This window comes from Pseudomonas sp. P20, from assembly GCF_016463925.1.
In the GTDB taxonomy this organism is placed as follows: domain Bacteria; phylum Pseudomonadota; class Gammaproteobacteria; order Pseudomonadales; family Pseudomonadaceae; genus Pseudomonas; species Pseudomonas aeruginosa.
This window is the reverse complement of the sequence record NZ_JAEMVM010000024.1, coordinates 32,751-46,595: the sequence shown is the minus strand read 5'-3', so window position 1 is coordinate 46,595 and position 13,845 is coordinate 32,751. Positions and strand designations below refer to the sequence as shown.

Annotated in this window: 15 protein-coding genes; 8 read left to right on the top strand and 7 right to left on the bottom strand. The window is 66.1% G+C overall.

Features of this window, described 5'->3' with window-relative positions; translation table 11 throughout:
* The first annotated feature begins 153 nt into the window (after window positions 1-153).
* The 6 genes from JHD77_RS24545 to JHD77_RS24520 all read left to right on the top strand — a co-directional run bounded on the left by JHD77_RS24545 (window position 154) and on the right by JHD77_RS24520 (window position 6,393).
* The gene (locus tag JHD77_RS24545) at window positions 154-465 is read left to right on the top strand and encodes a DUF485 domain-containing protein (protein WP_003091547.1); all 312 of its coding nucleotides are present in this window, start codon (window positions 154-156) and stop codon (window positions 463-465) included.
* Window positions 462-2,117: a cation acetate symporter gene (locus JHD77_RS24540; protein ID WP_003091546.1), complete on the top strand. Its 1,656-nt coding sequence runs from the start codon at window positions 462-464 to the stop codon at window positions 2,115-2,117. The genes JHD77_RS24545 and JHD77_RS24540 overlap by 4 nt, the downstream gene beginning before the upstream one ends.
* Window positions 2,118-2,206: 89 nt before the next feature.
* Window positions 2,207-4,006, top strand: a complete 1,800-nt coding sequence (locus JHD77_RS24535; RefSeq protein WP_049270082.1) for a CBS domain-containing protein — start codon at window positions 2,207-2,209, stop codon at window positions 4,004-4,006.
* On the top strand, window positions 4,003-4,629 hold the full coding sequence (locus JHD77_RS24530) for a 3'-5' exonuclease (protein ID WP_003114810.1): 627 nt from the start codon (window positions 4,003-4,005) through the stop codon (window positions 4,627-4,629). The genes JHD77_RS24535 and JHD77_RS24530 overlap by 4 nt, the downstream gene beginning before the upstream one ends.
* 108 nt (window positions 4,630-4,737) lie before the next feature.
* Entirely contained in the window at window positions 4,738-4,896 is a 159-nt protein-coding gene (locus tag JHD77_RS24525; protein ID WP_003109182.1) for a DUF3309 family protein, read from the top strand.
* Window positions 4,897-5,268: 372 nt separating this feature from the next.
* Window positions 5,269-6,393 (top strand): GNAT family N-acetyltransferase, encoded by a 1,125-nt coding sequence (locus JHD77_RS24520; protein WP_003114811.1) that lies wholly within the window; start codon window positions 5,269-5,271, stop codon window positions 6,391-6,393.
* A gap of 32 nt (window positions 6,394-6,425) precedes the next feature.
* On the opposite strand, the gene JHD77_RS24515 is transcribed toward JHD77_RS24520, so the two are convergent.
* The 5 genes from JHD77_RS24515 to JHD77_RS24495 all read right to left on the bottom strand — a co-directional run bounded on the left by JHD77_RS24515 (window position 6,426) and on the right by JHD77_RS24495 (window position 11,177).
* Window positions 6,426-6,692: a DUF2790 domain-containing protein gene (locus JHD77_RS24515; RefSeq protein WP_003091540.1), complete on the bottom strand. Its 267-nt coding sequence runs from the start codon at window positions 6,690-6,692 to the stop codon at window positions 6,426-6,428.
* 281 nt (window positions 6,693-6,973) lie between these two features.
* Window positions 6,974-8,806 (bottom strand): ABC transporter ATP-binding protein, encoded by a 1,833-nt coding sequence (locus JHD77_RS24510; protein WP_003109184.1) that lies wholly within the window; start codon window positions 8,804-8,806, stop codon window positions 6,974-6,976.
* A gap of 62 nt (window positions 8,807-8,868) precedes the next feature.
* On the bottom strand, window positions 8,869-9,432 hold the full coding sequence (gene ppiA / locus JHD77_RS24505) for a peptidylprolyl isomerase PpiA (protein WP_003114812.1): 564 nt from the start codon (window positions 9,430-9,432) through the stop codon (window positions 8,869-8,871).
* Complete coding sequence (locus JHD77_RS24500) at window positions 9,414-10,241, bottom strand: alpha/beta fold hydrolase (protein ID WP_003119699.1); 828 nt, start codon at window positions 10,239-10,241, stop codon at window positions 9,414-9,416. The genes ppiA and JHD77_RS24500 overlap by 19 nt, the downstream gene beginning before the upstream one ends.
* Before the next feature lie 6 nt (window positions 10,242-10,247).
* Window positions 10,248-11,177 carry a LysR family transcriptional regulator gene (locus JHD77_RS24495; RefSeq protein ID WP_003091534.1) on the bottom strand — a complete coding sequence of 310 codons (930 nt, stop codon included), beginning with the start codon at window positions 11,175-11,177 and terminating at the stop codon, window positions 10,248-10,250.
* Between the two features lie 199 nt (window positions 11,178-11,376).
* Between JHD77_RS24495 and JHD77_RS24490 the strand changes: the two genes are divergently transcribed.
* Together JHD77_RS24490 and azoR3 are read left to right on the top strand one after the other, a co-directional pair.
* Window positions 11,377-11,694 carry a hypothetical protein gene (locus tag JHD77_RS24490; protein WP_003091533.1) on the top strand — a complete coding sequence of 106 codons (318 nt, stop codon included), beginning with the start codon at window positions 11,377-11,379 and terminating at the stop codon, window positions 11,692-11,694.
* A 146-nt stretch (window positions 11,695-11,840) separates the two neighbouring features.
* A complete protein-coding gene (gene azoR3 / locus JHD77_RS24485) occupies window positions 11,841-12,482 on the top strand; it encodes an FMN-dependent NADH-azoreductase AzoR3 (protein ID WP_003114814.1) in 642 nt (213 codons plus the stop codon).
* Between the two features lie 104 nt (window positions 12,483-12,586).
* On the opposite strand, the gene JHD77_RS24480 is transcribed toward azoR3, so the two are convergent.
* Window positions 12,587-13,486, bottom strand: coding sequence for a DMT family transporter (locus tag JHD77_RS24480; protein WP_115288736.1), 900 nt, complete (start codon window positions 13,484-13,486; stop codon window positions 12,587-12,589).
* Between the two features lie 9 nt (window positions 13,487-13,495).
* Entirely contained in the window at window positions 13,496-13,831 is a 336-nt protein-coding gene (locus JHD77_RS24475; protein WP_003109191.1) for a tRNA-binding protein, read from the bottom strand.
* Window positions 13,832-13,845: the final 14 nt, after the last annotated feature.

Below are 13,845 nucleotides of genomic sequence, written 5' to 3'. Positions count from 1 at the left end.
AGGCTGGCTCCGGAATCTGCCGGAAGGCCCGGGAATACCGGTCTAGAGCGGCTGGCGAAACGCTACGACTAAAGTCGTCTGGAGCGCTTGCACCAGCGTCCTACAGTGGATATCGACGACATTCCGCGTCACCCCGCTGTGAGGATAAAAACAATGAACGACAGCATCTACCAGCGGATTGATACCAATCCGCGCTTCAAGGAGTTGGTGGCCAAGCGAGAGCGTTTCGCCTGGATACTTTCTTCGATCATGCTTGGCCTCTACGTGATATTCATCCTGCTGATTGCTTTCCAGCCGCAGCTGCTGGGCGCGCGTATCAGTCCCGATTCGTCCGTGACCTGGGGCATCCCGATGGGTGTCGGACTGATCCTTGCCGCGTTCATCCTGACCGGCCTGTACGTGCGTCGCGCCAACGGCGAGTTCGACAGCCTGAACCAGGAAATCCTCAAGGAGGCGCAGCAATGATCGCTCGTCTCCTTGCCGCGCTCGGCCTTGCCGCCTTCGCTCCGGCCCTCTGGGCCGACGCGCTGACCGGCGACGTGCAGCGCCAGCCGCTGAACGTCTCGGCCATCGTCATGTTCGTCGCCTTCGTCGGCGCGACCCTCTGCATCACCTACTGGGCATCCAAGCGCAACCGCTCGGCGGCCGACTACTATGCCGCAGGCGGCCGCATCACCGGCTTCCAGAATGGCCTGGCGATCGCCGGCGACTACATGTCGGCGGCATCCTTCCTGGGTATTTCGGCGCTGGTCTTCACTTCCGGCTACGACGGCCTGATCTACTCGATCGGCTTCCTGGTCGGCTGGCCGATCATCCTCTTCCTCATCGCCGAGCGCCTGCGCAACCTGGGCAAGTACACCTTCGCCGACGTCGCCTCCTACCGCCTCAAGCAGAAGCAGATCCGCACCCTGTCGGCCTGCGGCTCGCTGGTGGTGGTGGCGTTCTACCTGATCGCGCAGATGGTCGGCGCCGGCAAGCTGATCGAGCTGCTGTTCGGCCTCAACTACCATGTCGCAGTGGTCCTGGTGGGCATCCTGATGGTGCTCTACGTGCTGTTCGGCGGCATGCTGGCGACCACCTGGGTGCAGATCATCAAGGCCGTGCTGTTGCTCTCCGGCGCCTCGTTCATGGCGATCATGGTGCTCAAGCACGTCAACTTCGACGTCAGCACGCTGTTCTCCGAAGCCATCAAGGTGCATCCGAAGGGCGAGGCGATCATGAGTCCGGGCGGCCTGGTCAAGGATCCGATCTCGGCATTCTCCCTGGGCTTCGCGCTGATGTTCGGCACCGCCGGGCTGCCGCACATCCTGATGCGCTTCTTCACCGTCAGCGACGCCAAGGAAGCGCGCAAGAGCGTGTTCTACGCCACCGGTTTCATCGGCTACTTCTACATCCTGACCTTCATCATCGGTTTCGGCGCGATCCTGCTGGTCAGCACCAACCCGGACTTCAAGGACGCCACCGGCGCCCTGATCGGCGGCAACAACATGGCGGCGGTGCACCTGGCCGACGCGGTGGGCGGCAGCCTGTTCCTCGGCTTCATCTCGGCGGTGGCCTTCGCCACCATCCTCGCGGTGGTCGCCGGGCTGACCCTGGCCGGGGCCTCGGCCGTCTCCCATGACCTGTACGCCAGCGTGTTCAAGGGCGGCAAGGCCAACGAGAAGGACGAGCTGCGGGTCTCGAAGATGACCACCGTGGCCCTGGGCGTGGTCGCCATCGTGCTCGGCATCCTCTTCGAGAAGCAGAACATCGCCTTCATGGTCGGCCTGGCCTTCTCCATCGCCGCCAGTTGCAACTTCCCGGTGCTGCTGCTCTCCATGTACTGGAAGAAGCTGACCACCCGCGGCGCCATGATCGGCGGCTGGATGGGCCTGATCACCGCGGTGGGCCTGATGGTCCTCGGCCCGACCATCTGGGTGCAAATCCTCGGCCACGAGAAAGCCATCTACCCGTACGAGTACCCGGCGCTGTTCTCGATGATCGTCGCCTTCGTCGGTATCTGGTTCTTCTCCATCACCGACAAGTCGGCGGCGGCCGACGAGGAGCGGGCGCGCTTCTTCCCGCAGTTCATCCGTTCCCAGACCGGCCTGGGCGCCTCTGGCGCGGTGGCCCACTAAGCGCTACGTGAAGACGTAGCCCGAGGCGGCGGCCGGATTTCCGGTCCGCCGCCTTTCGTTTCAGCGTCCCGGTTACAGCGAGATGAGCCATGCCTGACAGTTTCAACTTCGCCTCGCCGCCCTTCGACCAGTTGCGTCCCCATCAGCGCGAGACCCTCAAGCAGGCCCTCAGCGTAGGCTACTACGCGCCGGGGGAAACCTTGCTGGAGGCCGGTTCGGCGGTCCCCGGGCTGTTCGTCCTGCTCAAGGGCGTGGTCGAGGAGCGCGGCGACGACGGGCGAGTGTTCGCCCAGTACGCCGCGGACGACCTGTTCGACGTCCGCGGGCTGTTTTCCGGCAGCAGCAAGCATCGCTACCTGGCGATCGAGGAAAGCATCGTCTACGAACTGCCGGCCAGTTGCTTCCACCAGTTGTGCGGGGAGAACCCGGGTTTCGCCCGGTTCTTCCAGGCCGACCTGGCGGCCAAGCGCCAGTTGGCCCAGCGCGACGGGCAGAACCTTGCCGAGTTCATCCTTACCCGCATCGCCCGCGAGCACTTGCTGCCGGCGCTGGAGGTGGAGGCCTCGCTGTCCCTCGGCGACGCCGCGCGCCTGCAATTGAGCCACGGCGCCGATGCCCTGCTGGTGCGGCTGGAGAGGGACGGGCCCGAGCTCGGCATCGTCACCCGCACCGACCTCATGAGCGCGCACTTCCGCGACGGGCGCAGCGAGCTGGAGGCTATCGGGCCGTTGGCCCATGGTCCGCTGGCCAGCGTCGAACTGGGCGATTTCCTGTTCGACGCGATGATCCTCATGACGCGCCAGCGTATCGAGCGGGTCGCGGTCACGGAGGACGGTCAGGTGATCGGCCTGTTGCACCTGACCCAGGTGCTCAGCCTGTTCTCCACCCATTCCCACGTCCTGGCGCTGCGCATCGCCCGCGCCGACGACCTCGGCGACCTGCGCCGCTGCGCGGAAACCCTGGACACCCTGATCGCTACCCTGGCCGGCAACGGTATCCGCCTGCGCTTCATCATGCAGCTGGTCAGCGCGCTCAACGAGCAATTGCTCGAACGGCTTTTCGAATTGTTGCTGCCGCCAACCCTGCGCGGGCGCTGCTGCTTGCTGGTGATGGGCAGCGAAGGACGCGGCGAGCAGTTGCTGAAGACCGACCAGGACAATGCCCTGGTCCTGGCCGACGATCTGCCGCAGGAACAGGCCCTGGCGATGATGCAGCGCTTCAGCGCGGCCTTGCTGGAGTTCGGTTATCCGCCCTGTCCCGGAGGGGTAATGGCCAGTCGGCCGGAATGGTGCAAGCCGCTGGCGGCCTGGCAGGCGGAGCTGCGCGGGACGCTGCTGGAGGGCAAGCCGGAGCAGCTGTTGCGCCTGTCGATCCTGGCCGATGCCTGGCCGGTGGCCGGCAACCTGCAGCTGTTCGAGCCGTTGCGTCGGCAACTGCGCGGTTTCGCCGACGGCGGCGAGCGCTGGCTGGCGGATATCGCGGCGGCGGCCCTGCAATTCGATACGCCGCTGACCTTCCTCGGCCAGCTGAAAACCCAGGACGCCCGCCTCGATCTCAAGCGCGGCGGGATCTTCCCCATCGTCCACGGCATCCGCACCCTGGCCCTGCGCGAAGGCCTGGAGACCCGCGGGACCCTGGCACGGATCGAGGCGCTGAAGCGACACAAGGTCCTCGAAGCACGCCTGGCGGACGACCTGAGCGAGTCTTTCGAGCTGTTCCTGCAACTGCGCCTGACCCGCCAGTTGGCCGGCCAACACGACGGTCGCCAGCAGGGCCTGGACGTCAGCGGCATGAGCCGCCACGATCGCGACATGCTGCGCTACGGCCTGCATGTGGTGAAGAAGTTCAAGCAGAGCGTGGCCCGTCAATTCCACCTGGAGACCCGATGAACACCATGGTCAAGTTGCCCGACAGCCGCTGGCCGGGCTGGCGCCGCCGGCTGTATTGGTGGATGCACGAGGCGGTCGAGGCGGAGGAAGTGATCTCCCTCGATCTCGAGACCACCAGCCTCGACCCGCGTCGTGCCGACATCCTCAGCATCGGCGCGGTGCTGGTGCGGCGCGGCAAACTGGTCATGGGCGAGCGCCTGGAACTCTACGTCGAGCCGCCGCCGAGCCTGGATGCGGAGTCGATCCGCATCCACAAGCTGCGCCGCGCCGACCTGGAGGGACAGTTGCAGCTGGAGCAGGCCCTGCGCCAGGTGCTGGCGTTCATCGGCGACCGACCGCTGCTGGGCTACTATCTGTCGTTCGATGTCGCCGTGCTGAACCGGCACCTGCGCCAGCTCCTCGACCGACAGTTGCACAACCCCTCCATCGAGATTTCGTCGCTGTACCACCGGAAGGTCAGCCGGCATTTTCCCGACGCACACATCGACCTGCGCTTCGACACCCTGGCGCGGGCCCTGGATGTGCCGGTCAGCGGTCGCCACACCGCCCTCGGCGACGCCCAGGCGGTGGCGCTGATGTTCATGCGTCTGCTCAAGGGGCCGGCGCCCAAGGTCATCCACTGAGGCTGGAGGTCGCGGATTTATTGAATCTTCGTTGCTCGGCGGGGGTCGAGAACTACAAGGGCGGAATCTCCCGCCCTTTGCCCCATGAGCCGAACAGGAGCGACGCCCATGAGTCTCGGTACGATTCTTCTGATCATCCTGATCCTGCTGCTGATCGGCGGTCTGCCGGTCTTTCCTCATTCGCGCAACTGGGGCTACGGGCCCTCGGGGATCATCGGCGCATTGCTGGTGGTGCTGTTGGTCCTGTTGCTGCTGGGCATGATCTAGGGCCCGATCGGGAATGCCGTCGCGGCGGGTATCGGCGGATAACGCCTCCGGCGTTATGCGCCCTACGCGGAGGGTTCCAAGCTTTCGCTCTGCGCTGGGGTAGGGTGAATAACCGCATCGCGGTTATCCGCCGTCGCGGCGGGTATCGGCGGATAACGCCTCCGGCGTTATTCGCCCTACGCGGAGGGTTCCCAGCTTTCGCTCCGCCGTTGCGGCGGGGTATCGGCGGATAACGCCGTTGGCGTTATGCGCTCTACGTAGGATGGATTGAAGCCTTCGCTTGGAGAAGGGCGGTTTCATCGCGGGTCCGCCGGGCGCTTTTTTCCATCGACCGGCTTCACTTGCCTTGCGTCTCGCGCCAGACTGGCGCGCATGCCGATCCAGACGCTTGCCACCCTTGCCGATATCGACGCCGCCGAGTGGGACGCCTTGCTGCCTCCCGCCCAGCCATTCCTGCGTCATGCTTTCCTGTCCGCGCTGGAAGACAGCCACAGCGTGACGCCCGCTACCGGCTGGCGCCCGGCTCATCGCGTGCTGCGCGATCCGCAAGGGCGGCTGTGCGCGGCGCTGCCGGCCTATGTGAAGGCGCACTCGTACGGCGAATACGTGTTCGACTGGAGCTGGGCCGACGCCTGCCAGCGGGCCGGTATCCGCTACTACCCGAAGCTGCTGGTAGGGGTGCCCTTCACCCCGGTCGCCGGTGCGCGCCTGCTGGGCGAGGACGAAGGGTTGCAGGGGCTGCTCGCGTCCCTTGGCGAGGAGGCCGAGGCGAGCGGTCTGTCGAGCATCCATGTGAATTTCACCGACGCCCGGGCGGACACCTTGCTTGCCGCGCGTGACGGTTGGCTCGAACGCCTGGGTTGCCAGTACCACTGGCACAACCGCGGCTATCGGGACTTCCAGGACTTCCTCGAGGCCCTCAGTTCGCGCAAGCGCAAGCAACTGCGCAAGGAGCGCGAACAGGTCGGCGGACAGGGCATCGAGTTCGAATGGCGGGAAGGCGGCCAGTTGTCCGAACTGGAGTGGGATTTCGTCTATCTCTGCTACGCCAACACCTACCTGGTGCGCGACCGCGATCCCTACCTGAGCCGCGAGTTCTTCGGCCTGCTGGCCGAGCGCATGCCGGAGGCGATCCGTGTGGTCTTCGCCCACCAGCGTGGCAAGCCGGTGGCGATGGCGTTCAGCCTGGTCGCTGGAGATACCCTGTACGGGCGCTACTGGGGATGCCTGGCCGAGTTCGACCGGCTGCACTTCGAGACCTGCTTCTACCAGGGCCTGGAATTCGCCATCGGCGCCGGCCTGGCGCGCTTCGACGCCGGCGCCCAGGGCGAACACAAGCTGATCCGCGGTTTCGAGCCGGTGCTGACGCGCTCCTGGCACTACCTGGCGCATCCCGGTCTGCGCGATGCCGTGGCGCAGTTCCTCGAACAGGAGCGGGCGGGTGTGCGCGCCTACGCCGAGGAGGCCCACGGCCTGTTGCCCTACCGCCAGGCCTGAAGGGGGCCGGAACGATAGGGCGTGGCGTCCGCTCAGCCGTTGCTGGTGCTGCCGCCCCATTCGAGGAAGCGGATCTTGTGCAGCTCGCCGCTATGGTCCTCGTAGACCACGGTCACCGGCACTACGCCGGTCCTGGTCGAATTGTCGGTACGGTGCAGGACATTCTTCACGTCCAGTTGCATGCCGTAGTGGTATTCCTCGACCGGCAGGCCGCGGCCCGGGTCCTTGTCCACGTCCTGGGCGAAGGCCATGGGGGCGAGGCTGGTGATGACGGCGGACACGACAGAGGCAAGTTTCATTCTGTGATTCTCCGTAGCGATGGGGCGAAATCCCCGGTACCGAGCACTGGCATCCTTGGTCGTCCGTGGCCGACGCCAGGTGGACGGGGACGATGCGGCAGGCGTCGGGATCGAGCCGGGGCACGGGTTCGATAAGAACACCGTTTCGCTGGCGGAAAAAATCGAAGCGCGTGCTAGTCGAGATCGACGGCGGTGATGATTGCCGCGAAAAGGCCCGTTGCAGAGCCTTTGACAAGGTCACCCAGGCCGGGCGGCGCGAGCCGCCGCCCGGTGCCGAGGCTTCAGTCGACGCCGACGAAGCCGCCGGTCTGGTGTTGCCAGAGGCGCGCATAGAGGCCGCCATGGGCGAGCAACTCGGCATGCGTGCCGCTTTCGGCGATGTGGCCCTTGTCCAGCACCACCAGGCGGTCCATGCGCGCAATGGTCGACAGGCGGTGGGCGATGGCGATCACCGTCTTGCCCTGCATCAGGGTCTCCAGGCTTTCCTGGATCGCCGATTCGACTTCCGAGTCCAGCGCCGAGGTCGCTTCGTCGAGGATCAGGATCGGCGCGTCCTTGAGCAGCACCCGGGCGATGGCGATGCGCTGGCGCTGGCCGCCGGAGAGCTTCACTCCGCGTTCGCCGACATGGGCGTCGAAGCCGCGGCGGCCCTCGGCGTCGCTGAGCAGCGGGATGAACTCGTCGGCGCGAGCCTTGCGCACCGCTTCCATGAGTTCCGCGTCGCTGGCGCCGGGGCGGCCGTAGAGCAGGTTGTCGCGGATCGAGCGGTGCAACAGCGAGGTGTCCTGGGTGACCATGCCGATCTGCGCGCGCAGGCTTTCCTGGGTCACCCCGGCGATGTCCTGGCCATCGACCAGGATGCGTCCGCTCTCCAGGTCGTACAGGCGCAGCAGCAGGTTGACCAGGGTCGACTTGCCGGCGCCGGAAGGTCCGACCAGGCCGATCTTCTCGCCGGGCCGGACCTTCAGGTCGAGACCCTGGATCACGCCGCTGCCCTTGCCGTAGTGGAAGGCGATGTGCTCGAACTCCACCTCGCCGCGCTCTACCCGCAGCGGCTGGGCGTCCTCGCGGTCGACCACCTTGCGCGGCAGGGCGATGGTCTGCATGCCATCCTGGACCTGGCCGATGTTCTCGAAGATGCCGCCGACCACCCACATGATCCAGCCGGACATGTTGTTGATGCGGATCACCAGCCCGGTGGCCAGGGCGATGGCGCCCACCGAGATCAGCTCCTGGCTCCACAGCCACAGGGCCAGGCCGGTGGTGCCAGTGATCAGCACGCCGTTCATCACCGTGATGGTCACGTCCATGGAGGTCACTACGCGCCCGGCGCGTTGCGACTTGAGGGTCTGGTCGCCGATCGCTTCGCGGGCGTAGTCCTCTTCCTGGCGGGTGTGGGCGAACAGCTTCAGCGTGGTGATGTTGGTGTAGCCGTCGACGATCCGCCCCATCAGCTTCGAGCGCGAATCCGAGGCCTCCACCGAGCGGCGCTTGACCTGGGGAACGAAGTAGGCGAGGGCGCCGACGTAGGCGAACACCCACAGCACCAGAGGGATCATCAGGCGCCAGTCGGCCTCGGCGAACAGCACCAGGGCGCTGACGGTATAGATCAGCACGTGCCAGAGGGCGTCCACCACCTGCACCGCCGAATCGCGCAACGAGTTGCCGGTCTGCATGATGCGCTGGGCGATGCGCCCGGCGAAATCGTTCTGGAAGAAGCCGAGGCTCTGCTTGAGCACGTAGCGGTGGTTCTGCCAGCGGATCAGGTTGGTCATGCTCGGGTTGATGCTCTGGTGCACCAGCATGTCGTGCAGGGCGTTGAACAGCGGGCGCAGGACCAGCGCCACCACCGCCATCCAGATCAGTTCGTTGGCGTGCACGCGGAAGAACTCCGCGCTGGGCGTGCTCTGGGCGAGATCGACGATGCGGCCGAGGTAGCTGAACAGCGCCACCTCGATCAGCGCGACGATCAGGCCGACCACCAGCAGGGCCAGGAACACCGGCCAGACCTGGCGCAGGAAGTAGACATAGAAACGCAGCACTTCGCTGGGCGGCATGCGTTCGGAAGCACTGCGGAACGGGTCGATCAGACGTTCGAAACGACGATAAAGCATGATGGCTCTCTTCTGGAGCGGGCCCGTCCTGGGCCCGCCGGATCAAGCCCCTGCGGCTGGACTCAGAGGCGTTTGGCGGACAGGATCACCACGTCGTCGCTCGGCACGTCGGCGAAGCCGTTGCGGCGGGTGGTGGGAACCTTGGCGATCTGGTCGACCACGCCCATGCCACGCACCACCTTGCCGAACACGGCATAGCCGAAGTCGCGGGCACCATGGTTGAGGAAGTCGTTGTCGGTCAGGTTGATGAAGAACTGGCTGGTGGCCGAGTCGACCACTCCGGTACGGGCCATGGCGAGGGTGCCGCGCTCGTTGAGCAGGCCGTTGTCGGCCTCGTTCTTGATCGGTGCACGGGTCTTCTTCTCCTGCATGCCGGCGCTGAAGCCGCCGGTCTGCACCATGAAGCCCGGGATCACGCGGTGGAACAGGGTGCCGTCGTAGTAGCCGCTGTCGACGTACTCGAGGAAGTTCTTCACGCTGATCGGCGCCTTGGCCGGATCGAGTTCTACCTCGATCTCGCCGAGGCTGGTGGCGATCAGGACGTGCGGCTTGGCGGCAGGAGTGGCGGCCAGCAGGGAACCGGCGAAGAGCAGGGTGCAGGCGGCGATCAGGAGACGTTTGAGCATGGTTGTTCCTTGGTTTTATCGATATCGGCGAGGAAGCCGAGCAGGGTGGTGTTGAAAATCTCGGGTTGGTCCATCGGCGTGGCGTGGCGGGAGTCCTCCACCACCACCAGGCGGGCGTCGGCGATCCGCTCGCAATAGGCCTGCTTCAGCGATACCGGCGTGTAGTCGCGATCCGCGCTGATCACCAGGGTCGGACAGGCGATCTCGGCCAATCGTTCCTGCACGCCCCAGCCGATGATCGCGTCGAGGCTGGCCAGGTAGGCGCGCTTGTCGTTCTCCGCCCAGCGCGCCTCGATCTTCTCTCGCAGCCCGGCCTGTTCCGCCTTGGGAAACAACAGCCGGCCGAGGGCGCGGCCGATGGTCCGCAGGCTGAGCAGGCGCGAGAGGAGCTTGCGCTTGGCCACCTCCAGATGTTCGCGAGGCTTGCGCGGGATGACTTCCGGAGTGCTGTTGACGATGGTCAGGCTGCGCAGCAGGTCGGGTCGGTCGCAGGCCAACTGGAAGCCGATCATCCCGCCCATGCTGATGCCGACCAGGTGTACCGGGCCGCAGCCGAGCCGGTCGAGCAGCGCCGCGCAGTCCTCGGCGAAGCCGGCCATGCTGTAGCCGCCGCGCGGCTTGCCGGAGCGGCCGTGGCCGCGCAGGTCCGGGACCAGCAGGCGGTAGTGGCCCAGCAGGGCCGGCAACTGGTATTCCCAGTCGCGGGCGCTCGAACCGAGACCGTGCAGCAGCAGGACCGGCGCGCGCTCGGTGGGACCGGGGTGGTCGTCGTAGACGAGGGTGCAGTCGCGGTGCTGGAAGTCAGGCATCTGCGTTCACTCGGCGGCCGGTTCGGGCGCCGCGAAGGGCGCGTTGAGCGGTACGTTGGCGAACGACTTGAGCATTTCCATGAGGATCTGGCTGGCCGGGCCGAGCGGCTTTTCCTTGTTGGTGTAGAGGTAGAAGCGGCTCTGCCGCACGCCGCCCTGGCTCAGCGGCAGCGGCTTGAGCTGGCCACTCTGCAGTTCGCGCTCGATGATGTGTCGCGGCAGCCAGGCGAAGCCCAGGCCGTTGCCGACGAAGGTCGCCGCGGTAGCCAGGCTGCCCACCGTCCAGCGCTGTTCGGCGCCCAGCCAGCCGTGGTCGCGCGGCTGTAGCCGGCCGCTGTCGCGGATCACCACCTGCATCTGGGTTTCCAGGTCCTGGTGGGTCAGTTCGCGTTGCAGGCGGTGCAGCGGATGGTCGGGGTGGGCCACGGCGACGAACTCGACCACGCTGAGGTCGGCGCCGAGGTGGCCGGGAATGATCAGGCCGCTGATCGCCAGGTCGGCGGCGCCCTGGATCAGCGCTTCCTCGACGCCGGAGAGCACTTCCTCGCGCAGCAGCACGCGACAGCCGCGGCTCTGCGGCATGAAGGCGGACAGCGAGCGGACGATCCGCGCGGTGGGGTAGGCGGCGTCCACCACCAGGCGCACCTCGGGTTCCCAGCCCTGTTCCATGTGGTGCGCCAGTTCCTCCAGTTGCCCGGCCTGCTTGACCAGTTGCCGCGAACGGCGCAGCAATACTTCGCCGGCCTCGGTCAGCACCGCCTTGCGTCCGTCGATGCGCAGCAGCGGCACGCCGAGCTGTTCCTGCATGCGCGCCACGGTATAGCTGATCGACGATTGCGAGCGGTGCAGGGCTTCCGCGGCCTGGGCGAAGCCGCCGTGGTCGACCACCGCCTGCAGGGTCCGCCATTGGTCCAGGGTTACGCGTGGCGCTTTCATTTCCGCCTCCTCGAATGCAGGGATGCCTCGCCGGCGTTTCCGCGGCCGGCAGGCGATGACGAGTGCGCCGGAGGGGCGACTTCGCTTATCGTGTCGTCGGCGTCCTGTACGGGATGGCTGTCCATTCTCTTGACGTACGGGATGCCGTGGTTTTCAGGGTGTTGCCATTTTTCCATCTGTCGCTACCGGGAGTCCGGCCATGAAAAGGCTTTGCTGTTTCGCACTATCGCTGCTGCCCCTGTCCGCTTTCGCCTATCCGATCGAGGTCGACCCGCAACTCAACGGCACCGAGGTCTCCTACAGCACCCAGGACATCGGGCGCGACATGGGCGCGATCCTTCTCACCAACCTGGGAGGCCAGGCGGCAGAGTGCACGGCGGTGTTCCGCAACGGCCCGGAGACCCCGAAAGTGCGCAAGGGCGTGATCCAGCCCGGGCAGAACAGCAACTTCACCGCGCAGTTCGGCCGCGACATCATCAAGTTGCGGATCAAGCTGACCTGCAAGATCGCGAAATAGAGCGTTCTCTCACCGAAAGACTAGGTGGTGCCTGTTTATAAATCAACCTGGTCGATATTTAACAGCGGTTTTTTCAACTTTTTAATCGATTAATCATTCTCTACCCTCACCTCCATCGTTGTAGCGCAGTGGGTGGAGGTCGAGTCATGTCCCGTGTCCTGGTTATCGAGAGCAGTGCCCGCCAACGGGGCTCGGTTTCCCGCCTGCTGACGGCGGAATTCATCTCCCACTGGAAAATCGCGCATCCCGCTGATCGCTTCCAGGTCCGCGACCTGGCGCGCGAGCCGCTGCCGCACCTTGATGAATTATTGCTGGGAGCCTGGACCACCCCCTGTGATGGCCATAGCGCTGCGGAAAGGCGCGCCCTCGAGCGTTCCAATCGCCTGACCGAGGAGTTGCGGATGGCGGACGTGCTGGTGCTGGCGGCACCGATGTACAACTTCGCCATTCCCAGCAGCCTGAAGAGCTGGTTCGACCATGTGCTGCGCGCCGGCCTGACCTTCCGTTACGCCGAGCAGGGGCCGGAAGGCCTGCTACAGGGCAAGCGCGCCTTCGTTCTCACCGCCCGCGGCGGGATCTACGCCGGCGGTGGTCTCGATCACCAGGAACCCTATCTGCGCCAGGTGCTGGGCTTCGTCGGCATCCACGACGTCACCTTCATCCACGCGGAGGGCATGAACATGGGCCCGGAATTCCGTGAGAAAGGCCTGGCGCGAGCCCGTGAGCGGATGCGGCAGGCGCTGGAAACCGACACCTCCCTTTGCGTCCCTCTGCCAACGCTCCGGTGATTGGACGCAGCACCCGGTCGAACCCCTTCCCCCCGCGTGTTCGACCGGGTTTTTTTATTCCCTGCGGACTTTCGATGGTTGCCGGTGTGACGGCCGGGGCGGATTCAGGCGCGCTCGGGATCGCCTCGTTCGTCGCCGACTGCGGTTTTCCTGCCCCGTGCACCGAGGCGCGCCGACAGCACGATGGCGAGGATGATCAGGGCACCGCCGAGGAACATCCGCGGCCCCGGCGTCTCATGGAACAGCAGCCAGGCGAAGGCGATCCCGTAGACCGGCTCCAGGGCGAATACCAGTGCCGCGGTGCGGGCCTTGACCACCGCCAGGCTGGCCACGAACAGGCTGTGCGCCAGGCCGGTGCAGAAGACGCCCAGCAGGGCCAGCCAGAGCCAGTCGAGAGCGGGTGGCGCCGGTAGTTCGCCGACCGCGAATGGCAGCAGGCACAGGGCGACTACCAGGTTCTGCCAGAGCGCCGCCTGCACCGGGCCGACCTGCCCGCTGTTGCTACGGTTGGCCAGCGACAGCAGGGCGAACAGCAGGCCGGAAAGGATCGCCCAGAGCAGGCCGAGGGTGGCGCCGCTGGCGAGGTCGAAGTTCGGCGTGACCAGCACCAGGCCAAGGCTGACCAGGACCACCAGCAGTCCTTCCGCGAGATGAATGCGCTCGCGGAAGAGCAGCCCTTCGAGGATTACCGTGAAGGCCGGGAAGCTGGCGAAGCCGAGGGTGGCGATGGCCACGCCGGCGGTCTTCACGGCGATGAAGAAACTCACCCAGTGGCCGGCCAGGAGCAGGCCGCAGAGCGCCAGGCGCAGCCATTGCGCGGGTCCCAGGGCGCGCCAGGCCTGGCCCGCGAGGCGGGCGAAGAGGCCGAGGGCGAGCACCGCGAACAGCGCACGACCGAACACGATCACCCCGGGGGAGGCGCTGGCCAGCTTGCCGAACACCCCGGTCAGGCCGAAGAGGAGGGCGCCGCCGTGCAGGGCGGCGAGGGCGGAACGTCGATTCATGGGGATCCTTCAGGCCAGGCGCGCACCGTTGGGCAGGGGCTTGTCGAAGCCGGCCAGGACCACCTTGTCCTCGCTATCGTAGACCCCGGTGACCAGGACCTCCGAGCGCACCCCGGCGATCTGCTTCGGAGCGAAGTTGCAGACGCAGAGGACCTGGCGTCCGACCAGTTGCTCGGCCTGGTAGTGTGCGGTCAGTTGCGCGCTGGAGGTGCGCAGGCCGAGCGGTCCGAGGTCGACCTCGAGGACATAGGCGGGTTTGCGTGCCTTGGGGTTGGGAGCGGCGCTGAGGATGGTGCCGACGCGCAGTTCGACGCGTTCGAAATCCTGCCATTCGATGATGTCCATGCTGACTCCTGTTC